Annotated in this window: 24 protein-coding genes; 16 read left to right on the top strand and 8 right to left on the bottom strand. The window is 60.9% G+C overall.

The window, feature by feature from the left end; all coding sequences use genetic code 11:
- Positions 1-323 precede the first annotated feature (323 nt).
- The gene (locus tag N4Q37_RS18290; RefSeq protein WP_260960926.1) at positions 324-1304 is read left to right on the top strand and encodes a helix-turn-helix domain-containing protein; all 981 of its coding nucleotides are present in this window, start codon (positions 324-326) and stop codon (positions 1302-1304) included.
- 83 nt (positions 1305-1387) lie between these two features.
- Here N4Q37_RS18290 and N4Q37_RS18285 read toward each other — a convergent pair whose 3' ends face one another.
- Complete coding sequence (locus N4Q37_RS18285) at positions 1388-2269, bottom strand: NAD(P)-binding domain-containing protein (RefSeq protein ID WP_260960925.1); 882 nt, start codon at positions 2267-2269, stop codon at positions 1388-1390.
- A 193-nt stretch (positions 2270-2462) separates the two neighbouring features.
- On the opposite strand from N4Q37_RS18285, the gene N4Q37_RS18280 reads away from it, so the two are divergent.
- The 5 genes from N4Q37_RS18280 (at position 2463) to N4Q37_RS18260 (ending at position 5999) form a co-directional block, all read left to right on the top strand.
- A complete protein-coding gene (locus N4Q37_RS18280) occupies positions 2463-2909 on the top strand; it encodes a cupin domain-containing protein (RefSeq protein ID WP_260960924.1) in 447 nt (148 codons plus the stop codon).
- Between the two features lie 33 nt (positions 2910-2942).
- A complete protein-coding gene (locus tag N4Q37_RS18275; protein ID WP_260960923.1) occupies positions 2943-3623 on the top strand; it encodes a type 1 glutamine amidotransferase domain-containing protein in 681 nt (226 codons plus the stop codon).
- A gap of 42 nt (positions 3624-3665) precedes the next feature.
- Complete coding sequence (locus N4Q37_RS18270; protein ID WP_260960922.1) at positions 3666-4457, top strand: acetoacetate decarboxylase family protein; 792 nt, start codon at positions 3666-3668, stop codon at positions 4455-4457.
- A 392-nt stretch (positions 4458-4849) separates the two neighbouring features.
- Positions 4850-5143, top strand: a complete 294-nt coding sequence (locus tag N4Q37_RS18265; protein WP_260960921.1) for a metal-sensing transcriptional repressor — start codon at positions 4850-4852, stop codon at positions 5141-5143.
- Positions 5144-5150: 7 nt separating this feature from the next.
- On the top strand, positions 5151-5999 hold the full coding sequence (locus N4Q37_RS18260) for a nickel/cobalt efflux protein RcnA (RefSeq protein WP_260960920.1): 849 nt from the start codon (positions 5151-5153) through the stop codon (positions 5997-5999).
- Positions 6000-6045: 46 nt separating this feature from the next.
- Here the strand turns inward: N4Q37_RS18260 and chrA are convergent, their stop codons facing one another.
- Complete coding sequence (gene chrA, locus N4Q37_RS18255) at positions 6046-7404, bottom strand: chromate efflux transporter (RefSeq protein ID WP_390897943.1); 1359 nt, start codon at positions 7402-7404, stop codon at positions 6046-6048.
- 77 nt (positions 7405-7481) lie between these two features.
- A complete protein-coding gene (locus tag N4Q37_RS18250; RefSeq protein WP_260960919.1) occupies positions 7482-8408 on the bottom strand; it encodes a LysR substrate-binding domain-containing protein in 927 nt (308 codons plus the stop codon).
- 181 nt (positions 8409-8589) lie between these two features.
- On the opposite strand from N4Q37_RS18250, the gene N4Q37_RS18245 reads away from it, so the two are divergent.
- The 3 genes from N4Q37_RS18245 (at position 8590) to N4Q37_RS18235 (ending at position 12650) form a co-directional block, all read left to right on the top strand.
- Positions 8590-9885, top strand: a complete 1296-nt coding sequence (locus N4Q37_RS18245; RefSeq protein WP_260960918.1) for a dicarboxylate/amino acid:cation symporter — start codon at positions 8590-8592, stop codon at positions 9883-9885.
- A gap of 10 nt (positions 9886-9895) precedes the next feature.
- On the top strand, positions 9896-11413 hold the full coding sequence (locus tag N4Q37_RS18240) for an aspartate/glutamate racemase family protein (protein WP_260960917.1): 1518 nt from the start codon (positions 9896-9898) through the stop codon (positions 11411-11413).
- Between the two features lie 187 nt (positions 11414-11600).
- Complete coding sequence (locus N4Q37_RS18235) at positions 11601-12650, top strand: NAD(P)-dependent alcohol dehydrogenase (protein WP_260960916.1); 1050 nt, start codon at positions 11601-11603, stop codon at positions 12648-12650.
- Positions 12651-12772: 122 nt separating this feature from the next.
- Here the strand turns inward: N4Q37_RS18235 and N4Q37_RS18230 are convergent, their stop codons facing one another.
- Positions 12773-13261, bottom strand: a complete 489-nt coding sequence (locus N4Q37_RS18230) for a hypothetical protein (protein ID WP_260960914.1) — start codon at positions 13259-13261, stop codon at positions 12773-12775.
- Positions 13262-13671: 410 nt separating this feature from the next.
- On the opposite strand from N4Q37_RS18230, the gene N4Q37_RS18225 reads away from it, so the two are divergent.
- The 3 genes from N4Q37_RS18225 (at position 13672) to N4Q37_RS18215 (ending at position 17883) form a co-directional block, all read left to right on the top strand.
- Entirely contained in the window at positions 13672-15243 is a 1572-nt protein-coding gene (locus N4Q37_RS18225; protein ID WP_260960913.1) for a sensor domain-containing diguanylate cyclase, read from the top strand.
- Positions 15244-15405: 162 nt separating this feature from the next.
- Complete coding sequence (locus N4Q37_RS18220; protein WP_260960912.1) at positions 15406-16227, top strand: arylamine N-acetyltransferase family protein; 822 nt, start codon at positions 15406-15408, stop codon at positions 16225-16227.
- A gap of 135 nt (positions 16228-16362) precedes the next feature.
- The gene (locus tag N4Q37_RS18215; RefSeq protein WP_260960911.1) at positions 16363-17883 is read left to right on the top strand and encodes a nucleobase:cation symporter-2 family protein; all 1521 of its coding nucleotides are present in this window, start codon (positions 16363-16365) and stop codon (positions 17881-17883) included.
- A gap of 75 nt (positions 17884-17958) precedes the next feature.
- Here N4Q37_RS18215 and N4Q37_RS18210 read toward each other — a convergent pair whose 3' ends face one another.
- Positions 17959-18309 (bottom strand): hypothetical protein, encoded by a 351-nt coding sequence (locus N4Q37_RS18210; protein WP_260960910.1) that lies wholly within the window; start codon positions 18307-18309, stop codon positions 17959-17961.
- Between the two features lie 259 nt (positions 18310-18568).
- Here N4Q37_RS18210 and N4Q37_RS18205 point away from each other — a divergent pair, with 259 nt between their 5' ends.
- Entirely contained in the window at positions 18569-19387 is an 819-nt protein-coding gene (locus N4Q37_RS18205) for a shikimate 5-dehydrogenase (RefSeq protein ID WP_260960909.1), read from the top strand.
- A 7-nt stretch (positions 19388-19394) separates the two neighbouring features.
- On the opposite strand, the gene N4Q37_RS18200 is transcribed toward N4Q37_RS18205, so the two are convergent.
- Positions 19395-20039: a YceH family protein gene (locus N4Q37_RS18200; RefSeq protein ID WP_260960908.1), complete on the bottom strand. Its 645-nt coding sequence runs from the start codon at positions 20037-20039 to the stop codon at positions 19395-19397.
- Positions 20040-20168: 129 nt separating this feature from the next.
- Between N4Q37_RS18200 and N4Q37_RS18195 the strand changes: the two genes are divergently transcribed.
- Entirely contained in the window at positions 20169-20678 is a 510-nt protein-coding gene (locus N4Q37_RS18195) for a DUF1993 domain-containing protein (protein WP_260960907.1), read from the top strand.
- Between the two features lie 91 nt (positions 20679-20769).
- Here N4Q37_RS18195 and sstT read toward each other — a convergent pair whose 3' ends face one another.
- A complete protein-coding gene (gene sstT / locus N4Q37_RS18190; RefSeq protein WP_260960906.1) occupies positions 20770-22002 on the bottom strand; it encodes a serine/threonine transporter SstT in 1233 nt (410 codons plus the stop codon).
- Between the two features lie 282 nt (positions 22003-22284).
- Here sstT and N4Q37_RS18185 point away from each other — a divergent pair, with 282 nt between their 5' ends.
- Positions 22285-23445: an MFS transporter gene (locus N4Q37_RS18185; RefSeq protein WP_260960904.1), complete on the top strand. Its 1161-nt coding sequence runs from the start codon at positions 22285-22287 to the stop codon at positions 23443-23445.
- Here the strand turns inward: N4Q37_RS18185 and nhaR are convergent.
- Positions 23442-24338, bottom strand: a complete 897-nt coding sequence (gene nhaR, locus N4Q37_RS18180; RefSeq protein ID WP_260960902.1) for a transcriptional activator NhaR — start codon at positions 24336-24338, stop codon at positions 23442-23444. The two genes, N4Q37_RS18185 and nhaR, sit on opposite strands and share 4 nt — an antisense overlap.
- Positions 24339-24486: 148 nt before the next feature.
- On the opposite strand from nhaR, the gene N4Q37_RS18175 reads away from it, so the two are divergent.
- A complete protein-coding gene (locus N4Q37_RS18175) occupies positions 24487-25236 on the top strand; it encodes a TerC family protein (RefSeq protein ID WP_260960901.1) in 750 nt (249 codons plus the stop codon).
- Positions 25237-25353 lie beyond the last annotated feature (117 nt).

Genomic DNA, 25353 nt, shown 5'->3' with positions numbered 1-25353 from the left:
ATGGATGACAACCGTCAGGCGTAAAGCGGGCATGCCCACAGGTGTGTCGTTTCTTCTCGAACCGGGCGCGTGCAGTTGAGTAAAAACGCATCAGATTGGGGCGGGTGACCAATTCTTTTTCCAGGTGACGGTGAAGGACTCGGACAAAGACTGGTTATTCTGAGGAGGGCCGTTCCTGGCGATGCATCAAGGCCGCAGACGCTTGAGCATCATCGAGATTTACCCAGCCGCGCTGAAGAGCCCTATGAGGTCTATTACGGTATAAAGATTGCTGAGAAATAAAAGAAATATGTCTCCACCTCACGTACCTCGAGCCTCGCGTCATGCCCATCTCATCTCGTCCACCCGACACTCATTTCCGCTTCCTGGAATCCCATGACGCGTTCGAACATGCCGGTGGCTTGGAGGAGTGGGATGACAACCGATATCACCAACTTGAGAAAAGAGCCCGTTTTCATGGGGCGATAGCCAGCCATTCAATGGCGGGAAAAGTAAAAGTCACTCGTGAGACGATGGAAAGTCCTTACATCGAACAGATTTGCCATGTGCCACTCGACTCCATCGTCATCGTTAACGTAAGGTCCAATGAAGATGTATTACTCAATGGCCGATACGTGAATGGCAATACCTTCCATATTTCTTCCGGTCGGTTGTTTCACTCCGTATCGAAGGCGCCCATCGAGGCCCTGATGCTGACGGTAAAAAAATCTGACTTCCTGGAACAGTTCAGGATCGATGGGCACCTCAACATCGACGCGAAACCCTTCGAGCGTTTTATTCAGCCGTCCTCCGAAACGCAGATCGATTTCGAAAGGAATCTGAAGTTGCATTTGAGCCACGTACAATCGGGTTGGCCGGATGCGTCTGATCATTCGAGCCTGGCCAACGTATTCGCCTGTGTTCAGGAGATTCTGGATTTCGATACCGGTTCTTCCCGTCTCGTGGTGCCGCCGTCCACACGCACGTATATCGTTGAGAAGAGCTGTGAGTTCTTTGCCCGGCACCTGCAGGATGAAAACATTGGCGTGCTAGACCTGTGTAATCATCTGCGAATCAGCCGTAGAACCCTTCAGTACAGCTTTGAAGACGTTCTGGGCATGACACCTCTCAATTACATCAGGTCGGTGCGTCTGAACACGGCCCGCAAACTGCTCGTGCAGTCGCCGTTGGAAACCATCCAGGGCGCGGCGCTCGACGCAGGCTTCAGTCATCTGGGGAGATTTTCGAAGTATTACCAGGAGTTCTTCGGGGAACTGCCCTCCCAGACAGTGGGGCGCCTGGGTGCGCACCGGCACTCGCACTGAGTAGAGCGGTGCTGTGAAAAGGGCTGCTGAGCAGCCCAACGGGAGCAAGCTCCGTCGCCACGGATCAATCACTCCCAAAGCGGTTATTTCTTTACGTTGGCAACCAGATACTGGGCGTTGAAACCCAGTTCACCATGACCGGCGTCTTGGGCAACGGTCAGATCGTCAGCCAATGCCGAAATATGGCTGGCTCGTAGTCCGCTCGCTTTCAGCGCGTCCCGCCACTGGATGACCGCGTCCAGATACACGTTGACCGTCGCCTGGATGGTGCCAAATTCATTCGCTTCAATTTCCTTGATGCTTTTCTGTACTTTGTAGCGCAGCAGATCCAGCATCTTGTCGGCAAACTCAGACAATTGCCCGGCACTCACACCTTGGGTCTTGGCGTAGGCCGCCGCTTCGAGAAAGCCGGCCAGGCCGACAGCGTAGAAACTGCCGGTCATGGCGGCATCGACAATGGGCGGCACGGTCAGGTTTTCCCCGGTGTAGATCGTGCCCTGGGGCGCCATGGGTTTTACCGTTTCCGCGATTTCCTCCCACACGGCCGGAGCACAGGCGTATTGAATTGCCGTGTAGGGGCCGCCGATCAGATCCGGGTACGACGAAATCGCCGCGTTGATGAAGGTGCCGCCGTTGCCTTCGACGATGGCCCGATAGCGCTCGCCATCTTCCGGCATTGCCGTGCTGAGGTTGGCAATGAAGCGGCCGCTCAGGTCGAGCTCAGCAATGTTGTTTTCGATGAGCGCGGCACCGCCGGCGGCACTGCTGATGATCATGATGGTCAGTTCGCTGGCATGCACAGCGTCGACGAAGGAGGGGGCGAGCGTCGCGCCCTTGGCGACCAGGTGGCGCGTGGCTTCAGGACGACCGTCCCATACCGTGACCTTGCGACCTGCCGCGAGCAATGTGCTGGCCAGGCCCGAGCCCATCATGCCGGTGCCTATTACCGTTATTGTTTTAGCCATTTTCAAGTTCCTCATAGATGACGAGACGTGCCCATTGGGTGGTCTACGAGTGAAAACTAAGGGCATAACGACTGGGTCAATAGCCAATTTCGGCAATGGAGCAAGGGCTGACCCAATTGCCAATTCTGGATAGGTGCGACGCAAACCCGGAGGTAGCTTGAGGCCATCGAAACCGGAAATTGCGAGGCCTGAAATGAACACGATCCAGAAACCACAAGACGCCTACGTGCAAGTCGATCAAGTTGAATGGCAGGACTTTCCCGCGCAATTCCACACCGGTGGGGTGAAGTGGAAGTTGCTGCATGTGTCGCCGGAGTTTGGCATCTGGACCGTAATGTTTTTCTGCCCCAATGGCTCGATCCTGATGCCGCACATCCACCACGGTCCCGCTGAAGGCTATGTGTTCGAAGGCATCCTCGAGTTGCGCGGCGGCCCGGAGAATGGCGGTGCGCTGTGCGTCCAGCACGGCTTCCTCTACGAGGCGACCGGCGCCGAGCATGAGGAAACCAAAATGCTCGCGGACACCACGTTCATTCTGCAAATGGTCGGCCCTATCACCTGGCAGCTCCCGGATGGACAGGAGATCAACCAGACCTGGTCCACCGCCCAGGACCTGTGGGACCAGCAGATCGCTGCCTGACATCCACGTTTGCCGATGCCCGGAGCGTCCACGATGAGCATTCTATTTGTACTGACTTCCCACGACGCATTCGGTGATACCGGACGCGAAACCGGCCTATGGCTCGAAGAGTTCCTGGCGCCTTATTACCACTTTATCGATGCCGGCCTGGCGGTGCGCCTGTCCTCGCCTGAAGGTGGCAAAGTCCCGGTGGACCCGGCCTCGGTGGAGGCGTTGAAGGACAGTGCGCTTTATCAGCGCTACGTCTCGGATGCGGTCCTGGCAGAGCGCATGAATTCGACTATCAAACTGTCAGCGGTAGCCGCAGGGGAGGTCAGTGCACTGGTTTATCCCGGTGGGCACGGCCCGTTGTGGGACCTGCGCGACAACCCTGTTTCGGTGGCGCTGATCGAGTCGTTCAGCGCCTCGGGCAAGCCTGTCGCGACCATCTGTCACGCTGGCTGCGCATTGCTGGATGCGCGTAGAAGCGACGGGCGCCCCTTGGTCGACGGGGTTCAGGTCACCGCATTCAGTGACAGCGAAGAAGCCGCCGTCGGTTTGGATAGGGCCGTTCCCTATCTGGTGGAAACCGACATGAAGGCGCTCGGGGCGGTGTATTCGAAGGCCGGCGATTGGGAGAGCCATGTGGTGGTGTCCGGCTCACTGGTGACCGGCCAGAACCCGGCCTCTTCGCTGGGCGTTGCCGATGCTGTGATGAAACTCCTGAAGCGCTGACACACCAGCCCTTCAATAAAGACACTGACAGGAACGACAGTCATGAGCTTTGTGAAAACGAAAGAAGAGCTTCAGGAAATCCAGAGAATTCTTGCTGAAGGTCGTTGCACGATCGAAGCGGTGTCGATTGAGTTCGAAACGACATTCGAGTTTCTGCGGTCGGTGCTGCCGCCCTGTTTCGACCTGCCCGAAACGCCCACCGCCATCGCCAGTGTTTCACGTTGGCAGAGTGAACTGTGCGGCGAGTTCGACTGCGGAATCATTTCCCTCAACTGCCGATACAAGGAACTTGAAGGTACTACCATGCTGGTGCTGATCGTCAGTGGGGACATGCCCGTCACCATTGGTCGCGAGATGTGGGGGGAGGCCAAGAAAACCGGAATTGCCCAGGTCTATCGGGACGGACATCAAGGGTACGGTTTCTGTGAGCGTAACGGTACGCGTCTGATTGAGATCGAGGCCGTGTTCGGCGACGACCTGGGGCCTTCGAGCAGCGAAAGTTATGACTTCGAAATCAAGGCGGTGCCGCACTCTTCAGGCTATGGACTGCAGCACGATCCGATCCTGAACTGCATGAAGAATCAGGAACGTCTTCGGGTGAAGCGTGAAGGCAAGGGCACCCTCAAGCTCAACGGCACGGCGTGGGATCCGCTTGACACTATTCCAGTCGTCTCGGTCGGTATCGCCTGGTACACCGAAGGCGAGTCGACCTGGACGGTCCCGCGCCTGGACGTCCTGCCCGATCGGGAGGTTTACCTGCCTTTCGTCTACGGCCAGAAATTCGACGACTTCCGTCTGTTCCGTAAGCCGGCACGCTTTCAGAACGGTCAGTAAGGGTACGCTCTGTTCTTCAGTCATGAGGTCTGAAGGACATTTTTGACGCCTGGAAGGTTGATGTCGGCCCGTTCCCTTGGCTGACTGACATCCATCTGAAAGGCGTTTTTTTTCATCAAGGCCACTGGCCGTTGCAGACGCGCACCGATCAGCGCAACGAAGCGCCCATTACGAGCGAATCTCCAGCCGCGTGCTCCGTTCCTTGCCAGCGGCACCGACCAATAATCCCGCTCCAACTCGTCCGCCCCCGCACTCTGCGGCAACCAGGCCACAACGCGTCGTGAAAAAGAATAAGCTCCCGCCTTGATTCACTATGAGAACGGGCTTCGTTGAAGTTGCTTGCATCCCCCTGGGGGGATAGGATGGCGACGTCAATCCACCGAGGCCAAGTCATGAGTGAGCACACTCACGAACACCCCCATCCCCACCAGACCCATCCGGCAATCATCAAGCGCCTCAAGCGCGCGGACGGTCATTTGCGCAGCATCATCGCGATGATCGAAGAGGGTCGTGATTGCGTGGACATCGCCCAGCAATTGCACGCGGTGGAAAAAGCCGTGTGCCAGGCCAAGCGGACGTTGATCCAGGATCACATCGATCACTGTCTGGAGGACACCGTTTCGGCGCTGGACAGGGGCGAGCGCGCGCCGCTGGAAGCTTTCAAGCAAATCACCAAATATCTCTAGGCCCGACATGCCCGATTTCGCTGAACTGCTGCAACAAGGGGGCGCTCACGCCTGGCTGTATTTTCCCAGTGCGATCCTGCTGGGGGCCTTGCATGGCCTTGAGCCGGGGCATTCAAAAACCATGATGGCGGCATTTATCGTGGCCGTTCGTGGCTCGGTCAAACAGGCCGTGTTGTTGGGGCTTGCCGCTACGCTTTCCCACACCGCTGTGGTGTGGCTGGTCGCTATCGGGGGCATGTACCTCGGCCAGGGGTTGGATGCGCGGACCAGCGAGCCGTATTTCCAACTGGCGTCTGCGCTGCTGATCATCACGATTGCCCTGTGGATGCTCTGGCGTACCTGGCGTGGCGAGCGGATGTTCGGGCTCGAACACGATCATCATGACCATCACCATGGACATGACCACCACGGGCATGATCACCACCACGATCATGCACATCCAACCCACAGCGGCCTGCAATTGGCGCTGGAGGGCTACCAGGATGCCCATGAGCGCGCCCACGCAGACGATATTCGCAAGCGCTTCCACAACCGCCAGGTCACCACCGGCCAGATCGTCATGTTTGGCCTGACGGGTGGGCTGATTCCTTGCCCGGCGGCCATCACCGTCCTGTTGCTGTGCTTGCAGGTCAAGGAAGTCGCCCTGGGTGGCATGCTCGTGCTGTGTTTCAGCATCGGTCTGGCGATCACCCTGGTTACCGTGGGTGCGGCGGCGGCCATTGGTGCGAAGCAGGCTTCCAACCGTTGGCCCTGGCTGGGCACTGTTGCTCGGCGTGCGCCTTACCTGTCCAGCGTATTGATCATCGCCGTCGGTGTGTATGTGGGCGTGCACGGCTGGATCGGTTTGAACCCATGAAGCGAACGGGTAGGCACAGACGGTGTGCCTGCCCGAGACGCTCGTTCTAACGCAACAAGTGCACCAGCAACCCCACGAGTGCACACCCCGCCAGCACCTGGATGACCCCGCGCTTGTAGCGCAGCAACGCAATCGCGGCGGCCAGGGCGATCAGCGCCGAAGGCCAGTCGAGCGCGCCGCTGAAACCTTTGGGCCACAGCACGTGGTAGCCGAAGAAAAACGCCAGGTTGAGGATCACCCCGACCACTGCGGCGGTAATCGCCGTCAGCGGGGCGGTGAACTTGAGCTCGTTGTGGGTCGACTCCACCAACGGGCCGCCCGCCAGGATGAACAGGAACGAAGGCAGGAAGGTGAACCAGGTCACCAGGGTTGCCGCGACGGCGCCGGCCAGGAACAGCTGGTCGGCGCCGAACACCTGCGAAACATAAGCCCCGACGAAGCCGACGAATGCCACCACCATGATCAGCGGGCCGGGGGTGGTTTCTCCCAACGCCAGGCCGTCGATCATTTGCGTCGGGGTCAGCCAGCCATAGTGGCCGACCGCGCCCTGGTAAACATACGGCAGCACCGCATAGGCACCGCCGAAAGTCAGCAGGGCGGCCTTGGTGAAGAACCAACCCATCTGGGTCAAGGTGCCGTGCCAGCCGAACAGCGCGGTCAGCACGCCCATGGGCAAGGCCCACAGCAGCACGCCGATCACCGTCAGCAGCGCAAGCTTCAGCCAATGGAAGCGGGCGTGGGCGGGTGAGGGCGTGTCGTCATCGATCAAGGCCGGGCCGAAGGATTGACTGGCGGCGCTGTGGCCGCCGACCTGGAATTTTTCCGGTGCCAGCCGCCCGCCCACGTAACCGATCAGCGCCGCACTCAGTACGATCAGCGGGAACGGTACGTTGAAGGCGAAGATCGCAGCGAAGGACGCCGCCGCGATGGCCCATAACCAGTTGTTCTTCAGGGCCCGCGAGCCGATCCGGTGCGCGGCCTGCACGACGATCGCCGTCACGGCCGGCTTGATGCCATAGAAGAGACCGGCCACCACCGGGACTTCACCGAAGGCGATGTACATCCAGGACAAGGCGATCAGGATGAACAACGACGGCAGCACGAACAGCCCCCCGGCGATCAGGCCGCCCCAGGTGCGATGCATCAGCCAGCCAATGTAGGTTGCCAATTGCTGGGCTTCCGGCCCTGGCAGCAACATGCAGTAATTGAGGGCGTGCAGGAAGCGTCGTTCGGAAATCCAGCGTCGGCGCTCCACCAATTCCTGGTGCATGATCGAAATCTGCCCTGCCGGCCCGCCGAAGCTGATGAAGCCGAGCTTCAACCAGAACCAGAAGGCTTCGCGCAAGCTGATGGGGGCGGGCTTCGACTGACCCGCGCCTGTCGATGACTCGCAAGCCATACTCATGGGTGTTCCTCTTTTCATGAAGGCGATGAGTGGGGTTGTCGATGTCGACTCGCGACCCAATGCGTTGTTCGGTGAGGCTAACCCGCTGCGGCAGGTAAACGCAATGAAGCCCCTTCGAGGGTTTTCCAGAGTTTGCGCATCGTCGGGTTACGGTTGGCGATCGCGCAGTACGAACGTATCTCCAGTCGCGTGCTCCATTGTTCATCGCCGGCCCTGACCAGCAACCCGCGCTCCAGCTCGTCCGCCACCGCGCTTTGTGGCAACCAGGCCACGCCATAGCCTTCGATGGCCATGCGCATCAGCAACATCGCCATATCGGCTTCGTAACAGCGTTGCAACGCCGTGGGGGCAGGGCCGTTCTTGATGACGATGTCGGCGACGCGGCCCAGGAACGTGGTGGCGGTGTAGGCGAGGTAGGGCACCGGTTTGCCGGAGCGCCCCGGCAGGCGGAACAGCGGCTCGCCCTTGTGGTTGGGCGCGCACAGGGGAATGAACGCATCGTGGCCGAGGACCAGGCTGCCGAAACGCGCGGCGTCCAGCAGGATCGGGGCGAGCGGGTGGTGGTAGACCATCATCAAGTCGCAACTGCCTTCCTCCAGGGCGATGACGGCGTCGTGAATGTTGGCCGCCACCACCCGGGCGTTGAATTGCTCGTTGTTTTGCTGAAACTGGCTGAGCCATTTCGGCAGGAAGGTCATCGAGAGGCTGTGGCCGGCGGTGATCTGGATCGACCGTCCGGGCATCCGCTCCACATCGCGCAAGGTCGAACGCAATCTCAACAGGCCCGCGAGGGTCTCCCGGCTCTCATCGCAGAAGGTTACGCCGGCGGCTGTGAGTTGGACGGGGTAGGTGCCGCGATCCACCAGCTTGACCCCCACCCAGTCCTCCAGGGAGCGGATGCGCCGCGACAGGGCCGATTGCGTCACGCAGCGCACTTCGGCGGCGCGGGAAAAGTTTTTACATTCGGCAATCGCCAGCAGGTCGTCCAACCATTTGAGTTGCATCTCGATTCTCCTGCGATGAGAACGCCATCTTACTGCGCAAGCTCCCGGCCCAGCGCGGCTTTTCGGTAACTATTCCAAAAGCGCATGGGGCTAGCCGGATTACTCATCATCCCCGCCGAGCCGCTCCTTAGAATCGATCCTGCCAAGTAAAAAACTCCAAGAACTACTTGAGGATCGCATCGTGAAAAAGAATAAGCTCCCGCGTCGAATTGCCTTGGGCATTGCCCTCGGTGTGCTGGTGGGTTGGGCGTGTCACCATTTCGCAGGGAGCGAACAAAGTGCCAAGGAGATAGCGGCTTATTTCTCGATGGTCACCGACATTTTCCTGCGCATGATCAAGATGATCATCGCGCCGCTGGTGTTCGCGACGCTGGTGGGAGGGATCGCCAGCATGGGCAATTCCCGCTCCGTGGGCCGGATCGGTGCCCGCGCCATGGCCTGGTTCGTGACCGCTTCTGTGGTTTCGCTGCTGATCGGCATGGGGTTGGTGAACCTGTTTCAACCCGGTGCCGGGCTGAACCTGGACGTGGCCCAGCACGCAACGGCGACCGTGCCGGTCAATACCGGCGACTTCAGCCTCAAGGCGTTTATCGGCCACGTGTTCCCGCGCAGCATTGCCGAGGCGATGGCCAATAACGAAATCCTGCAGATCGTGGTGTTCTCGCTGTTCTTCGGTTTTGCACTAGCGGGCGTAAAGCGGGCGGGCTACACCCGGATAACGGACGGCATCGACGAGTTGGCCAAGGTGATGTTCAAGATCACCGACTACGTGATGGCCTTCGCGCCGATTGGCGTGTTTGCCGCCATTGCCTCCGCCATCACCACCCAGGGGCTCGGCTTGCTGGTGGATTACGGCAAGCTGATCGCCGAGTTCTATTTGGGGATCCTGATCCTCTGGGCGTTGTTGTTCGGGGCCGGCTACCTGTTTCTCGGCCGCTCGGTCCTGCACCTGGGCAAGCTCATTCGCGAACCGATCCTGCTGGCGTTTTCCACGGCCAGCAGCGAGTCGGCCTACCCGAAAACCATTGAAGCGCTGGAGAAGTTCGGTGCGCCCAAACGCGTGTCCAGCTTCGTGTTGCCCCTGGGTTATTCGTTCAACCTGGACGGCTCGATGATGTACCAGGCATTCGCCATCCTGTTCATCGCCCAGGCCTACAACATTGACCTGAGTTTCACTCAACAAATGCTGATTCTCCTGACGCTGATGGTCACCAGCAAAGGCATGGCCGGTGTCGCGCGGGCCTCGGTGGTCGTGGTCGCGGCGACGTTGCCCATGTTCAATCTGCCCGAGGCGGGGCTGCTGTTGATCATCGGCATCGACCAGTTCCTGGACATGGCGCGCACCGCCACCAACGTGGTGGGTAACAGCATCGCGACGGCCGTGGTCGCCCGATCCGAGCCGCACGAGGAACCTGCCGAGGACATTGACGCACCTGCACCCGTTCGGTCCCGAACCGAAGCGGTTGCGGCGATGTGAGGAGTCGGTCATGAAGATGAAGGCGAAGCCGGGCGAACAGGCCAGCGTGGTTCGCAAACTGGGCATTGTCGGTGGGCTGGGGTCGCTGGCCGGCGGTGATCTGTTCTACAAGTTGGTCAAGTCCCGGGCGGTGCTCGAAGATCAGGGGCGCTACCATTTCCTGTTCGAGCAGCATCCGTTCAAGGATGTGCTGCTGCCCCTGGACAAGGACGCGAGCATGACGTCGCGCAAGTTCTACGTGTTCCAGGTGTGCAAGTCCTTCGAGGACAGTGGTTTCGATGCGGTGATGCTGCCGTGCTTCGCCAGCCAGACCTTCCGGGCGGAGATCGAGCAGGAACTGGGCATCGTGGTGCTGGACATGATGGCCGCGCTGACCCGGCACGTCCGCCTTAGCGTCCAGCCGGGGGCGACGTTGGGGGTGATCGCTTCCGACTTCGTGCGCCATTGCGGGTTGTTCGAGAAACATTTGGGCCAGGATTTCAAGCTTGTCTACCCTGACGTGCCCACCCAGGCCGGGTTGATGGAGGCGGTGTACGGCGTCAACGGCATCAAGGACGGTCATCTGCAAGGCGTGCCGCTGGAGGCGGTCTACCAGGCCTGCCTCTCGCTGCAAGCCCAGGAGGCGACGGTGATCCTGCCCGGGATGACCGAGCTGTCCCTCGTTTGTGCGCACTTGCAGCGGCGTGGAGTGACCGTGCTGGACATCAACGAGATCTACGCCGATTTCGCCACGCTGGACCAGGCCCAGCCCCGGTCGCTGCCGTTCAAGCTGGGCATCGTCGGCGGCGTCGGGCCGGCGGCGACAGTGGACTTCATGGCCAAGGTGGTGGCGAACACGCCGGCGGGCAAGGACCAGGACCACATCAAGCTGGTGGTCGAGCAGAACCCGCAGATACCGGACCGCACGGCCAGCCTGGTGCGCGATGAAACCGATCCGACGATGGCGATGTACGCCACCTGCAAGCGTCTCGAAAGCGCGGGGGCCAATGCCATCGCGATCCCTTGCAACACCGCCCATGCGTTCGTCGAGCGCATCCAGGCGCACCTGCGGGTGCCCATCGTCAACATGCTGAACGAGACCGTGGAGTGGATCCTCCACGCTTACGGCCCGGGCAAGGCAATCGGCCTGCTGGCGACTTCCGGCACGGTGCAGAGCCAGGTCTATCACCAGGCGGCCCGACGCGCCGGGTTGCAGATCCTGACACCGGGCGTGGATTACCAGGCAATGATCATGGACGCCATCTATGGGCCGAGGGGGATCAAGGCCGGTTTCACCGAAGGGCTTTGCAAGGAGCAATTGCTGCTGGCGGCCGAGCATTTGTGCGAGCTGGGCGCGGATGTGCTGATCCTCGGATGCACGGAACTGCCCCTGGTGCTCGAACACTGCGCGGCGTTCGAGATCAACGGGCACCGTGTGGCGCTTGTCGACCCGACGAAGATCCTGGCGATGAAGTGTGTTGCGTTGGCGCAAAGGCACAGCTGTGTGGGAGCAAGGCGTGCCCGCGATGAAGTTGATGCGGTTTCCTGAGGGCCGAGGTGCTTGCATCGCGAGCAAGCTTTGCTGCCACAGTTAATCCATGTCCGATGACGAATCAAACCGCCTTGGTCTGCGAAGGGGGCACAGGATCAGGCAAGAATCACGCGGGAATGTGCTACCGGCCAGCCGCGCGGCCGCTGGAAAATGAGTGCATTCCCACCCTGCCAGGAGTCTTCTCATGCAAGTCCGAGCGTACGGCGCCCACGCGGGCGACAAGCCCCTAGAACCCCTGCAAATCAACCGTCGTGCCCCCGGCGCCCATGATGTCCAGATCGACATCGCCTACTGTGGCATCTGCCACTCGGACCTGCACCAGGTGCGTGCCGAATGGGCGGGCACACAGTTTCCTTGTGTGCCGGGCCATGAAATCGTCGGCCGGGTTTCAGCGGTTGGCGCCCACGTCGTGGATTTCAAGGCTGGCGATCTGGTTGGCGTCGGTTGCATCGTGGACAGCTGCAAGCACTGCGACGACTGCGAAAGCGGCCTGGAAAACTACTGTGACAGCATGATCGGCACCTACAACTTTCCGACCCCGGACGAACCAGGCTGGACCTTGGGCGGTTATTCGCAAAACATCGTGGTGCACGAGCGCTACGTGTTGCGCATCCGCCACCCTGAAGCGCAACTGGCCGCCGTCGCGCCGCTGCTGTGCGCGGGCATCACCACTTATTCGCCCCTGCGGCACTGGAACGCCGGGCCGGGCAAGAAAATCGGCGTGGTCGGCATCGGTGGCCTGGGCCACATGGGCATCAAGCTCGCCCATGCGATGGGGGCTCACGTCGTGGCGTTCACCACCTCCGAATCCAAGCGCGAGGCGGCTCGGCAACTGGGTGCCGATGAGGTGGTGGTGTCGCGCAATGCCGAGGAAATGGCGGCCCACACCAAGAGCTTCGACTTGATCCTCAACACCGTGGCCGCGCCCCACGATCTCGACGCCTTGCTGGTGCTGCTCAAGCGCGACGGCACGATGACGCTGGTGGGCGCTCCGGCGACCCCGCACTCATCGCCCAATGTCTTCAACCTGATCATGAAGCGGCGCACCGTCGCCGGATCGATGATCGGTGGCATTCCTGAAACCCAGGAGATGCTGGATTTCTGTGCGCGGCACGGCATCGTTTCCGACATCGAATTGGTACGCGCCGACCAGATCAACGAGGCCTACGAGCGCATGCTCAAGGGTGACGTCAAGTATCGCTTCGTGATCGATAACGCCACCCTGGCGGGCTGAATACCGCTCCTCCCACTGCTCGCGAAAGCGCTCGGCCAGCGGCACTGATGCTTGAAGGTGCCGACGCCTTTGCGAGCAGGCTTGCACACGAAGGGAAACCTTTCGAGGTCGCCCTTGTTGCGTCAGAGCCCCAGGCCTTCTTCCACCAATGAAAGCAGGGCGTCTTCGTCCAGGACGAGGGGGGTGGGGCGCGGTTGTCCGGTCGTTTGCGGCGCCTGGATATGCCACAGCGATTCACCGTGCTCCCCGACCGTGCGCACGAGGCGGCGTAGCTGTTCTTTGAGGTGAACTTCGATGCAGCCTTCTCCTTCGGCGCAAAAACGGGCGATGGGGTCGAGTTCGATGCGCCGATGGTTGCCTTCGATCACCAATTGATCGATGGCGTAGTGGTAGGAAGAACCGCTGCTATGGCGTTCGAACACGTGGGTAGGGTTGTGCCGGATGTCCAGGCCGGCCTCGCAGACCGGTGCCAGCCAGGTCTCGATCTGCCGGTACAGTTCGTAGACCTGGGCGGGCCAGTGTTCGATGGCCAGGTCGGCGCAATGGTCGGTATCGGCCGGGGTCCGCTGGGCTTGTCGCAGTTTCGCCGCCAATTGGTCTGCCTTGCTCATGTCGATTTTCCTTGTCGTGATAATGGGCTTGAGCTTAGCCGAAGGGGTGGGATGTTCACTTGCGCTGGATCATCTGACGGACCTGGCGCGAGTCAGCGGCGCTCTGTTCGGGTCGGGCCCCTGGCGGTTCAAGCTCGATGGTTTGGGCAGGGCCATGAACCTCGTCAGTTCGCATGGGGAATGAGCCGTTCCATTTCTGTTGCGTCGTTGAGCCATGGCGAGGGGACCATTTGCGCAGCTGGCGAAGGCCGATTTTCAGGCCGTTTGGGCGGTTTTTTTGGATCCACTCAAACCACCCATCGACTCGGTGGCACGCGCAAATTGCTGCCCCACAAACGGTAGGCTAAGCTCTCGAATATTGGAGGGTTTTGAGCGAATTCGCTCATGTTTTGCCCTCCTCAGGAACTGGCTTGCCTATCCCCATCCACGATCCGCTCCATCCCCCCGGCGGTGCCCTGAAACGCTTACCTCTGCTCAAGGCTGCGGTGACGTTTATCGCGGCGGTCTGCCTGTGCCTCTGTGGTTTGCTCTACCTGCAACTCGACCAGTCCCGACACCAGGACCTGGCATCGGCCCGTGTCGCTTCGGTGAACCTGACCCAGGCCATGGCCCAACAGGCCCAGGACACCTTCCTCCAGGCGGACCTGGTCCTGGCCAGCCTGGCCGATTGGATCCAGGCCGATGGTTTTGGCCCGGTGATGCAGCCGCGCATGCACAACACCTTTGCCCGGCGTGTGCAATCGCTCGAGCAACTGCATGGCTTGTTCCTGTTCGACAAGCATGGCCATTGGGTGGTGACCTCGTTCGACAATCTGATCAGGGGCGCCGGAGTAGCGGATCGCGAGTATTTTACTTTCCATCAGCAGAACGCTTCCTTGATCGCCCATATCGGGCCGGCGATCCGCAGTCGGCAGGATGGCGAATGGATCATCCCGATTTCCCGGCGCGTGAATGATAAGGACGGCAACTTCCAGGGCGTGTTGATGGCCGGGATCAAGATGGCGTACTTCGATCAGTTCTTCAGAAGCTTCAGCCTCGACGACAAAAGTGAAATGACCTTGGCCTTGGCCGACGGGACGCTGCTGGCCCGCCGACCTTTCGATGAGGCCCGGATCGGTTCGCAGCTGGCTGAGGAGCATATTTTCAAGCATGACACGGTCGTCGGTCAGGGTGGTGACGCCGTGATTCGTTCTGCGGTCGACGGGATTGTCAGGTTATACGGTCATCGGCATTTACAGGCCTACCCGCTGGTGGTCACTGCGGCGATGTCCGAGGAAGCGATCCTGGCAGGCTGGTCTGGCAGGGCTTTGCAATCCAGCCTGATCGTGGCCCTGGTGGTCCTGGGCATTTGTCTGTTCGGCTGGGTATTCACTCGCCAGGTACGCAACAGCGAGCGGATCGAGGCCGATTTGCGCAAGGCCCAGGAAGCGTTGGAGCTGATCGCCACCCATGACAGCCTGACCGGGCTGGCGAACCGGCGACTGTTCGAGCGGGCCCTGGACATCGAGTTCGGCCGAGGCGCTCGTCAGCACAGCCCGCTGAGCCTGGTCATGGTCGATATCGATTTCTTCAAGCGTTACAACGATACCTACGGGCATGTCGCCGGGGATCATTGCCTGGCGCAAGTGGCCCAGGTACTCAAGGATTGCTGTCACCGAAAGGCTGATCTGGCGGTGCGTTATGGCGGCGAAGAATTCGCGGTGCTACTGCCTGATACCAACCTGAACGGGGCGATGGCGCTGGCCGAACAGATCCGTCATCGGGTTATCGACAAGCACATCGTCCACTCCGGCTCGTCTACCGGCTACTTGACGGTGAGCCTGGGTTGCTACGCCTTCGTGCCCAGCAGCCTGGACAGCATCGAGGTGTTCATCCAGCGGGCCGACGCCGCCCTGTATCAAGCCAAGCACAACGGCCGTAACCGTGTGGCGGCCTTGTCGATGCAAGACGGACTGGACGCGCTGGAGCGCTCGGATCGTTGAGATCGGTTGGAATCATTGGCGAGGGGTGACGGCAGGGCGTCGCTGAAGACAGGGCCGTTGGAAGCCCGGGCCATTATTGTCTGGTGCGGGGAAATGCCTTATACCAGCCTGAACGCAGCGCGCGTCTCCAGCAGCGTTGCACCGGACCGGAAAGGACACCCCATGGACACGTTCCAACTGAGCGATTCGAAGCGCTATCTGCAGCGCCTGGGCTTCGATGACAAACCCGCGCCGACCCTCGACACCCTGCATCGGCTTCAACAGCGCCACACGGCCGAGTTTCCGTTCGAGACCCTCTCGACATTGCTGCGCCAACCGGTGCCCATCGACCTGGCATCGGTCGAGCGCAAAGTCTTCGAACAGGGGCGCGGTGGTTATTGTTATGAGCTCAATCAGTTGTTCCTGGCCTTGCTGCAGGAGCTGGGCTTCGAGGCGCGAGGCATCACCGGCCGCGTGGTGATGAATGCCCCCGAGGGCACCTGGGCCGCGCGTACTCATCGCCTGAGCCTGGTGACGTTCGATGGCGTGCGCTACATCACCGACGTCGGCTTCGGTGGCATGGTGCCCACCGCCCCGTTGCTGCTGGACAGTCGCGATGCCCAATTCACCCCCCACGAACCCTATCGGATCGACGTCCAGGAAAACGGCTATCTGCTGCGTGCCAACGTCGCCGGCGAATGGCGGCCGATGTACCTGTTCGACCTGCAACGCCAGGAGGACATCGACTACACCCTCGGCAACTGGTACGTCAGCAACCACCCGGAATCTCCGTTCATGGGCCGGCTGATGGTGGCTCGCACGGGGGACAAGTTACGCAAGACGCTCAACGGCAACAGCTACGCCGTGCACCGGTTCGGCCAGGAGAGCGAGCGACGGACCCTCACCGACGCCGATGAGCTGATTGATTTGCTGGAACAGGAGTTCGACCTGCGCGTTCCGCCGCGGGAACTCTTGCGCCCCGCTGTGATGGAGTTGCTGGGCTAAGGAGGGCTTGCGGGGCGAGAGTCGGTTAGGTCTTTTCTGAAGTGGTGCGCAATAAATTGTATACAGTTCTATGGACATTTGTTCTTAGTTTTGAATACAGTGTGCCCATAACAAAAACCAGGGAAGCTCCGAACCATGAAAACGCCCCATGTTTCACTCCCACGACCCGAGGACGAAAACCTTGGCGTCGGCGCGAATATGGCTTACGGCCTGCAGCATGTGTTGACCATGTACGGTGGCATTGTCGCGGTGCCGTTGATCATCGGCCAGGCGGCCGGGCTGACACCGGCGGATATCGGCCTGTTGATCGCCGCGTCGTTGTTTGCAGGCGGGTTGGCGACACTGTTGCAGACCCTCGGCCTGCCGTTCTTTGGCTGTCAGCTACCGCTGGTCCAGGGCGTTTCGTTCTCGGGTGTCGCGACCATGGTGGCGATTGTCGGCACAGACGGGGAAGGGGGCATGCAGGCCATCCTTGGCGCGGTGATCGCCGCCTCTCTGATCGGCTTGCTGATCACGCCGGTATTCTCGCGCATCACCCGATTCTTTCCGCCGCTGGTCACGGGCATCGTGATCACCACCATCGGCCTGACGCTCATGCCCGTGGCCGCGCGTTGGGCGATGGGCGGCAACAGTCATGCCAGCGATTTCGGCAGCATGGCGAACATAGGCCTGGCCGCCCTGACCCTGGTGTTGGTGTTGCTGCTGAGCAAGTTGGGCAGCGCAAGCATTTCCCGGTTATCGATCCTGCTGGCCATGGTCGTCGGGACGATCATTGCCGTGTTCCTTGGCATGGCGGATTTTTCCGCTGTCAGCCAAGGCCCGATGTTCGGCTTCCCGACGCCGTTTCACTTCGGCATGCCGACCTTCCACATCGCCGCGATCCTTTCCATGTGCATCGTGATCATGGTGACCCTGGTGGAAACGTCCGCCGATATCCTGGCAGTGGGCGAGATCATCGACACCAAGGTCGACTCCCGGCGCCTGGGCAATGGCCTGCGGGCCGACATGCTGTCGAGCATGATCGCGCCGATCTTTGGTTCCTTTACCCAGAGTGCCTTTGCCCAGAACGTCGGGCTGGTGGCCGTGACAGGGATCAAGAGCCGTTTCGTGGTGGCCACCGGCGGAGTGTTCCTGGTGGTACTTGGCCTGCTGCCGTTCATGGGCCGGGTGATCGCCGCCGTACCGGCTTCGGTCCTGGGCGGCGCCGGTATCGTGCTGTTCGGCACCGTGGCCGCCAGCGGTATCCGCACGCTGTCGAAAGTTGACTACCGCAACAACGTCAACCTGATCATCGTGGCCACCTCCATTGGCTTTGGCATGATCCCCATTGCCGCGCCGAACTTCTACGATCACTTCCCGAGCTGGTTCGCGACCATTTTCCATTCGGGCATCAGTTCTTCGGCCATCATGGCCATAGCGCTGAACCTGGCGTTCAACCATTTCACCCGGGGCAACTCCGACCAGCAGTCAGTCTTCGCCGCGGGCACCGAGCGGGTGTTGCGCTACCAGGACCTGGCGGCATTGCGCGAAGGTGATTATTTCAGTGACGGCAAACTGCACGACTGCGATGGCAATGAGGTTCCGGTGGTGGCGGAGCCGTTTCATGCACCGGTAGAGCATGAAACGGTACGATTCAAAAGCAGTGAGCACGTCTGAAGGTCCACTCACGAACTGACATAAAAAAACCTGTGATCATCGATCACAGGTTTTTTGTGGTGCTCCGGCAGCGGATTACCAGCGACCGTAGTGACCCCGAGGCGGGCCATAGTAGTAGCCCCGTGGTGGCCCGTAATACACCGGAGCCGGGCGATAGTAGATCGGCTGTTCCACATACACCGGCGGTGGCTGGTAGTAGACCGGTGGGGGTTGCTGCACATAGACCGGCTGCGGTTGGACGTAGACCGGTTGCTGCACGTACACCGGCCGATCGCGGTTGATGATGGCCGAACCGACGATGGCCGAACCGACGATGGCACCAAACACGGCGGGCCCCTCCCAACCACCATGACCGTGGGCGGATGCCTGGCCGGTGACCGCGAGTGCCCCCGTGAGCAGGGCAATGATGGGAAGTTTACGCTTCATGGCTGTTCCTCGTTTCGGCCCCGGCGCCTGTGGTCTGCGGCAGACCCGTTGAGGGGGGCGGGGATACTTGCTCTGACAGCGATTTTTCCAGAATTTACCGTGCCGTTGGGTAAATATTGTGTAAGGTCTGTACCGCTTTCGTTGCCGTATGGCCGGTGCCCGCCGGGCTGGAAGTCGCGCCTGGCCTGGCCCCACCATCGAATTAAACCGGGCAGGAGGGTGATTCCGTCTGTCCGAAAGTCAATGCAAGGAGACCTGCATGCAGATCAATCCCAACAAAGACACTCAATTGTGCATGTCGCTGTCGGGGCGCCCGGGAAACTTCGGCCTGCGCTTTCATAACCACCTTTACGAGCAACTGGGGCTGAATTTCTACTACAAGGCGTTCAGCAGCCAGGACTTGCCCGGTGCCGTGGGCGGTATCCGGGCCTTGGGTATCCGTGGCTGTGGCGTGTCGATGCCGTTCAAGGAGGCTTGTATTGCCCTGGTCGATGAGTTGGACCCTTCTGCCGCGGCGATCCAATCCATCAACACCATCGTCAACACCCAGGGGCATCTGAAAGCCTACAACACCGACTACATCGCCATCGCCCAGTTGCTGCAAACCCACGCGGTGCCCAAGGCTTCCACGTTTGCCCTGCGTGGCAGCGGCGGCATGGCCAAGGCGGTGGCCAGCGCCTTGCGCGACGGCGGGTATCCGAACGGTTTGATCGTGGCACGCAACGAAGCCACCGGGCGTGCCCTGGCCGAGTCCCTGGGCTACGCCTGGCAGGCTGAGTTGGGTGATCGTCGGCCGCAGATGTTGATCAATGTCACGCCGATCGGCATGAGCGGCGGCCCGGAAGCCGATCAGTTGGCGTTCGAGCCCGCGGCCATCGCAGCGGCCGAGACCGTGTTCGATGTCGTGGCGGTGCCGTCGCAAACGCCCCTGATCGTGCGCGCCCAGGCCGAAGGCAAACGGGTCATCACCGGCCTGGAAGTCATTGCGATCCAGGCCTTGGAGCAGTTCGTGCTTTACACCGGCGTGCGCCCCAGCCTGGAACAGTTCGAAAAAGCCGTGGCCTTCGCCCGCGCCTGAAGGGGCGTTACTCCAGCCGGGCCAGCCGTTCCTCCAGTGCCGCGATCCGTGCCTCGAGTTCCTCGATACGCTCCAGCGAAACACCGCCAGTGCCACGTTCCACGGGTTGCTGGCGCGCGGCGAGAATCGCCTCGATGTCCGCCGGGTCGCCCATGGCATGAACATAGCGGTCTTCGCGCTGGCCGGCCTGGCGCGGCACCAGCAGCGCCAGGCCACGGGCAATCAGGCGCTCCAGCTGATGCAGTACTTGTTCGGTGTCTTCGAAATCGTGCATCCGGCCGCTGCGGGTCAGCAGTTCATTGATGGTTTGCGGGCCGCGCAGGAACAGCAGTCCCATCAGGACCACCTGGGCCGGCACCAGCTCCAGGGCCTTGTCGAGCCGATGTTCCCAACGGTCGGCGCGGCTGCCCATCACCAGTTTGGTAAAGCCACGACCTTCCAGCGCCCGCAGGCTCTGCCCGACCTGGCCGGGGTTGAGGTTCATCACCGGTTCACGGCTGGTTTTCTGGTTGCAGGCCAGGACCAGGGCGTTGAGGGTCAGCGGGTAGGTTTCGGGGTTGGTGGCCTGCTTTTCGACCAGCGCGCCGAGGATGCGGATTTCCGTGCTGCTGAGCCGGGGTTCTTCAGCCTGGCTTTGTTCGTCGATGCTCATCGCGCGTTCCCTATGCTGTGGAGGTCGCCTAGCCTAATCCTTGCGCAATAAAAGACAAGCCGTGCAACGAGCGTGGCTATAATCGCTCCCGTTTGATTCATTCTTTCCTGCCACCTGCATGAGATCGCCATGACCATTTCCCTGTACGCCGCCTCCGTCCCGGTTTTCAAGCAGATGCTCAACGCGTTGAGCGACGTTCTGAACAAGGCCGAAGCCCACGCCACTGCGAAAAACATCGACCCGAACGCGTTCCTGCAAGCCCGCCTGTACCCGGACATGTTCCCGCTGGTACGCCAGGTGCAGATCGCCGTGGACTTCGCCAAAGGCGTGTCAGCACGCCTGGCCGAGATCGAAGTGCCAAAATACGACGACAGCGAGACCACCTTCGCCGAGTTGCAAGCCCTGATCACTAAAGTGCTGGCATTCATCGAGGGCATCCGCCCTGAGCAGATCGATGGCAAGGAAGGCATCGAGATCGTCACCCGTCCGGGCACGCCGAAGGAAAAACGCTTCAGCGGCCAGAACTACCTGCTGACCTACGGCCTGCCGCAGTTCTTCTTCCACGTCACCACTGCCTACGCATTGCTGCGCCACAACGGCGTGGAAGTGGGCAAGCGCGACTACATGGGCGCGTTCTAACTCGCAATCACAAAAAAGCCCGGGACGGTTTGGGCCGTTCCCGGGCTTTTTTGTAGTTGTCAGATCCTCGGCGGATTTGCCACCGTCGTCGTTACGCCATACGCGCCAGCTTCTCTTCCTCACCCAGGCAAGCCGCGGCGGTGAACAGCACATCGGTGGACGAATTCAATGCGGTCTCCGCCGAGTCTTGCAGGACGCCGATGATGAACCCGACGGCAACCACCTGCATGGCGATCTCGCTGGGAATGCCGAACAGGCTGCACGCCAGGGGAATCAGCAACAGCGAACCGCCGGCCACCCCGGAAGCGCCGCAGGCGCAGATGGCTGCGACGACGCTCAGCAGCACGGCGGTCGGCACGTCCACCGAAATACCCAGGGTGCTCACGGCGGCCAGGGTCAGGACGGTGATGGTGATGGCCGCGCCAGCCATGTTGATGGTCGCGCCCAGTGGGATCGACACCGAATAGGTGTCTTCGTGCAGGCCCAGGCGTTTGCTCAGTTCCAGGTTAACCGGGATGTTCGCCGCCGAACTGCGGGTGAAGAACGCGGTGATCCCGCTCTCGCGCAGGCAGGTGAACACCAGCGGGTAAGGGTTGCGACGCAGCTTCCAGAACACGATGAGCGGGTTGACCACCACGGCCACGAACAGCATGCAGCCGATCAGGACGGTGAGCAGGTGCAAATAGCTGAGCAGGGCTTCAAAACCGGAAGCGGCCAGGGTCGAGGCCACCAGCCCGAAGATCCCCAACGGGGCGAAACTGATCACCAGTCGCACGATGACGGTCACGCCCTCGGACAGGTCGCCGAGTACGCTGCGCGTGGTGTTGCCAGCATGGCGAATGGCGATGCCCATGCCGATGGCCCAGGCGAGGATGCCGATGAAGTTGCCGTCGATCAGCGCCCGGACCGGGTTGTCCACCACGCTGAGCAACAGGCTTTGCAGCACTTCACTGATGCCACCGGGGGCGGTGACGGCAACGTCTTGGGTCGACAGCACCAGGCTGGACGGGAACAGCGTACTGGCGACGACCGCCACCACCGCCGCGGCGAACGTGCCCAGCAGGTAGAGGAACAGGATCGGTCGGATGTGGGTTTCCTGGCCGTGCTTGTGGTTGGCGATCGACGCCATGACCAGGACGAACACCAGGATCGGTGCCACGGCCTTGAGGGCGGACACGAAGACCTTGCCGATGAAGGCGGTGGACTTCGCCAGGTCGGGCACCAGCCAGGCCAGGGCAATGCCGGCGATCAGGCCGATCACGATGCGTGTCACCAGGCCGGTGCGTTTGAGGCGGTGCAAAAGGGCAGGGGAAGAAGCAGTCATAGCGGCATCTCTGATTTTATTGTGTGCGACGGTCGACGACTCAGGGCAACAAGCGGGCAGGCCACAGGAGCGGACCGAGGGAAAGTACGGCGTTTGCAGGCCGCGGACTTTAGCACAGCCGGTAAAAAATCTGACGGACCTGTACTAGGCCGTCACCCTTATCCGGGTCATCGCATGCGTTTGTATGCCGCGCGCATTCTGGTAGGCTTTGTCCCTCTCACCTTCTTTCCTCCAGCGGGCTATTCGGCTAGCGCTGGTGTCGTCGTTTTGCTGGAGTTCTGCATGTTGTTGCCCATTTTCCTGTTGTCGGCCGCCGGCTTTACCGTGCTGACCACGGAATTCGTCATCGTTGGCCTGTTGCCCGCCATCGCCCGCGACCTGCAGGTCAGCATTCCCCAGGCCGGGCTGCTGGTGACTTTGTTCGCATTCACCGTGGCGGCGTTCGGGCCGTTCCTGACCGCCTGGTTCGCGCGTGTAGAACGTCGCAAGTTGTTTATCCGTTTGCTGGTGATGTTCGGCCTGGCCAACTTGCTGGCGGCATTCGCCCCCAACATTTGGGTGATGGGCATTGCACGGCTGATCCCGGCCTTGGGCTTGCCAGTGTTCTGGGCGCTGGCCAGTGAAACGGCAGTGGACATCGTCGGGCCGCAACACGCCGGGCGGGCCATCGCCCGGATCGGCTTTGGCATCGTCTGCGCGACGGTGTTCGGCATTCCCGTGGGCACGCTGATCAGCGATGCGTTCGGCTGGCGCAGCGCTTTTGCGGTCCTGGCGATCATCGCTTTCGCCAAGGCGTTGCTGCTGTTCATCTATCTACCCAAGACCCAACTGCACCACCAGCAGGTGAGCCTGCGCTCGCAGTTCAAGATCCTGCGCAACCCGTTGATGCAAGGCCATGTGCTGCTGTCGATCCTGGTGTTCAGCGGCATGTTCACCGCCTACACCTACCTGGCGGATATCCTCGAGCGCCTGGCCGGGTTCGACGGCACCTTGGTCGGTTGGTGCCTGATGGGCTTTGGCGCCGTGGGGCTGTTGGGCAACTCCCTGGGTGGTCGGGCGGTGGACCGGCATCCTTTGATCGCGTCGATGGTGTTCTGCCTGTTCATGGTCGGCGGCATGGTGGCGTTGGTGCCGAACATCCACTCGATCCTCGGCCTGACGGTGGCGCTGGGCGTCTGGGGGGTGACCCAGGCGGCCTTGTTCCTGGTCAGTCACGTGCGCCTGATGAAGGCGGCCCCGCACGCGCCTGCTTTTGCCGCTTCGCTGAACATCGCTGGCGGGAACCTGGGCATTGGCCTGGGGGCAATGATCGGTGGGCGGGTCATCGATACCCTGGGCCTGGGCAGCGTCGGTTTTGCCGCCGCCGGCCTCATTGTGGTGTCGATCTTGCTGGCGTTGTGGCTGATGACCTTCAACCCCAATGTCGCCTGTGCCGACAGTTAACCGTTGAACAGCTCGCGGCGCGCGCCTTCGGCAATCGCGACGATGCCTGGGTGGCTGACCTTGCGCTCCACGGAAATGGCGTAAAAAGATTCGCTCACCGCGTCGGTCTGGCCGATAAGCTGCACGCCATACTGGCGCTCGACTTCTTCGGCAATCACGCTCGGACCGATGAATATCCCGCTGCCTGATTGGCCAAAAGCCTGCATCAATGCGCTGTCGTCGAATTCGCCGACGATCCGCGGCTGGATCTGCTGTTCGGCGAACCAGCGTTGCAGGCGGCTGCGCACCACGGTTTCCGGCCCGGGGATCAGCAACGGGGCATCCTGCAACCCATGGGGAAAATCCTCCCCGTAGCGTTCGGCCAGCGCAGCGGTGGCGAAGAAGCTGATCCCGCATTCCCCCAGTTTCTGGCTGTAGCCCTTGATGTCCAGGTGGCTGGGCATCGGGCTGTCGGAGATCACCAGGTCCAGGCGCTGGATCGCCAGGTCCGCCAGTAGCCGTTCGAGTTTGTCCTCGCGGCAGGTGATGCGCAGCGGTTCGCTCAACTCCATGGTCGGTGCCAGCAGGCGATAGACGATGGACTTGGGCACGACATCCGCCACTCCGACCCGGAACAGGGTTTGCTGCTCATTGGGCTGGGCCCGCAGCATCAGTTCCAGTTCGCCGCCCAACTGAAACATGTGTTCGGCATAGGGCAGCGTTTGGCGACCGGCTTCGGTCAGTTCCAACTGCCGTCCGACGCGGCGAAACAACTTGATGTGATAGGTCTGTTCGAACAGAGAGATCTGCCCGCTGATGGTCTGGGGAGTGAGGTTCAGCTGCTCGCAGGCCCTCACGATGCTGCCGGTTTTCGCCACCACCCAGAAGTAATGCAATTGTCGGTAATTGAGCATGGGTTCACACAACTTCGTAAAAAACGAAGTATAACCGCTGAAAATACGAATTTTACTGAAGTGTGCTCGTCTCTAGAATGCGTTGCGATGCGGGCTACCGAATCCGCCCTATTAGCTTTCCAACCTCTTATCGAGTCAGGACCGACCCATGGATTATCTTTTACAACTCGCCGCCAGCCCCACCGCGTGGATCGCCTTGGCGACCCTGGTCGTCATGGAAATCGTGCTGGGTATCGATAACCTGATCTTCATTTCCATCCTGACCAACAAGCTGCCCGAACAGCATCGCGCCAAGGCGCGGCGGATCGGCATTGGCATGGCGTTGATCCTGCGCCTGGGCTTGTTGAGCACCATTGCCTTCATTGTGCAACTGACTGAACCGGTCATCGAAATACTCGGCCAGGCGTTCTCGTGGAAAGACATGATCCTGATTGCCGGCGGTCTGTTCCTGCTCTGGAAAGCCACCACCGAGATTCACCACAGCATGGATCCTTCCCCGGATGATCCGAAATCGGCCTCGTCTGGCGTGACCCTGGGTTTTGCCGCCGCCATCGGGCAGATCCTGATGTTGGACCTGGTGTTCTCCATCGACAGTATCATCACGGCCGTGGGCATGACTGAACACCTGCCGATCATGATCATCGCCGTAGTGGTTTCGGTATTGGTGATGTTGTTGGCGGCCGAGCCACTGGCCAAGTTCATCAACGACAACCCGACGGTGGTCATGTTGGCCCTGGGCTTCTTGATCATGATCGGCATGACGCTGATCGCCGAAGGTTTCGGCGCCCATGTGCCTAAAGGCTATGTCTATGCCGCCATGGCGTTCTCGGCCGCTATCGAGGTATTGAACATGATGGCTCGTCGGGCCCGGCGGAAGGCCCTGGTAACAGAAGCCTGACCTGGTAGTGCTACGAAAGAACCGTCCGGACCCAGTCCGGCCGGTTTAATGAGATGGTCACCCCCACACCCTGCGAGGGCTACGCTTTCGCAGGGTGTTTTGTTTTCGGAGGCCATC

It is taken from the genome of Pseudomonas citri (genome assembly GCF_025336485.1).
GTDB lineage: Bacteria > Pseudomonadota > Gammaproteobacteria > Pseudomonadales > Pseudomonadaceae > Aquipseudomonas > Aquipseudomonas citri.
The sequence above is the reverse complement of the archived record's forward strand: the minus strand, read 5'-3'. Positions and strand labels throughout refer to the sequence as shown.

Excerpts from the sequence above, each read along its gene's own strand:
- N4Q37_RS18210 (WP_260960910.1), bottom strand. The coding sequence starts at position 18,309 with ATGAAGCGTAAACTTCCCATCATTGCCCTGCTCACGGGGGCACTCGCG.
- N4Q37_RS18185 (WP_260960904.1), top strand. The coding sequence starts at position 22,285 with ATGTTGTTGCCCATTTTCCTGTTGTCGGCCGCCGGCTTTACCGTGCTG.
- N4Q37_RS18275 (WP_260960923.1), top strand. The coding sequence starts at position 2,943 with ATGAGCATTCTATTTGTACTGACTTCCCACGACGCATTCGGTGATACC.
- chrA (WP_390897943.1), bottom strand. The coding sequence starts at position 7,404 with ATGAGTATGGCTTGCGAGTCATCGACAGGCGCGGGTCAGTCGAAGCCC.
- N4Q37_RS18260 (WP_260960920.1), top strand. The coding sequence starts at position 5,151 with ATGCCCGATTTCGCTGAACTGCTGCAACAAGGGGGCGCTCACGCCTGG.
- N4Q37_RS18285 (WP_260960925.1), bottom strand. The coding sequence starts at position 2,269 with ATGGCTAAAACAATAACGGTAATAGGCACCGGCATGATGGGCTCGGGC.
- N4Q37_RS18240 (WP_260960917.1), top strand. The coding sequence starts at position 9,896 with ATGAAGATGAAGGCGAAGCCGGGCGAACAGGCCAGCGTGGTTCGCAAA.
- N4Q37_RS18215 (WP_260960911.1), top strand. The coding sequence starts at position 16,363 with ATGAAAACGCCCCATGTTTCACTCCCACGACCCGAGGACGAAAACCTT.
- N4Q37_RS18205 (WP_260960909.1), top strand. The coding sequence starts at position 18,569 with ATGCAGATCAATCCCAACAAAGACACTCAATTGTGCATGTCGCTGTCG.
- N4Q37_RS18200 (WP_260960908.1), bottom strand. The coding sequence starts at position 20,039 with ATGAGCATCGACGAACAAAGCCAGGCTGAAGAACCCCGGCTCAGCAGC.
- N4Q37_RS18270 (WP_260960922.1), top strand. The coding sequence starts at position 3,666 with ATGAGCTTTGTGAAAACGAAAGAAGAGCTTCAGGAAATCCAGAGAATT.
- N4Q37_RS18280 (WP_260960924.1), top strand. The coding sequence starts at position 2,463 with ATGAACACGATCCAGAAACCACAAGACGCCTACGTGCAAGTCGATCAA.
- N4Q37_RS18250 (WP_260960919.1), bottom strand. The coding sequence starts at position 8,408 with ATGCAACTCAAATGGTTGGACGACCTGCTGGCGATTGCCGAATGTAAA.
- sstT (WP_260960906.1), bottom strand. The coding sequence starts at position 22,002 with ATGACTGCTTCTTCCCCTGCCCTTTTGCACCGCCTCAAACGCACCGGC.
- N4Q37_RS18195 (WP_260960907.1), top strand. The coding sequence starts at position 20,169 with ATGACCATTTCCCTGTACGCCGCCTCCGTCCCGGTTTTCAAGCAGATG.
- N4Q37_RS18175 (WP_260960901.1), top strand. The coding sequence starts at position 24,487 with ATGGATTATCTTTTACAACTCGCCGCCAGCCCCACCGCGTGGATCGCC.
- N4Q37_RS18265 (WP_260960921.1), top strand. The coding sequence starts at position 4,850 with ATGAGTGAGCACACTCACGAACACCCCCATCCCCACCAGACCCATCCG.
- N4Q37_RS18235 (WP_260960916.1), top strand. The coding sequence starts at position 11,601 with ATGCAAGTCCGAGCGTACGGCGCCCACGCGGGCGACAAGCCCCTAGAA.
- N4Q37_RS18230 (WP_260960914.1), bottom strand. The coding sequence starts at position 13,261 with ATGAGCAAGGCAGACCAATTGGCGGCGAAACTGCGACAAGCCCAGCGG.
- N4Q37_RS18290 (WP_260960926.1), top strand. The coding sequence starts at position 324 with ATGCCCATCTCATCTCGTCCACCCGACACTCATTTCCGCTTCCTGGAA.
- N4Q37_RS18220 (WP_260960912.1), top strand. The coding sequence starts at position 15,406 with ATGGACACGTTCCAACTGAGCGATTCGAAGCGCTATCTGCAGCGCCTG.
- nhaR (WP_260960902.1), bottom strand. The coding sequence starts at position 24,338 with ATGCTCAATTACCGACAATTGCATTACTTCTGGGTGGTGGCGAAAACC.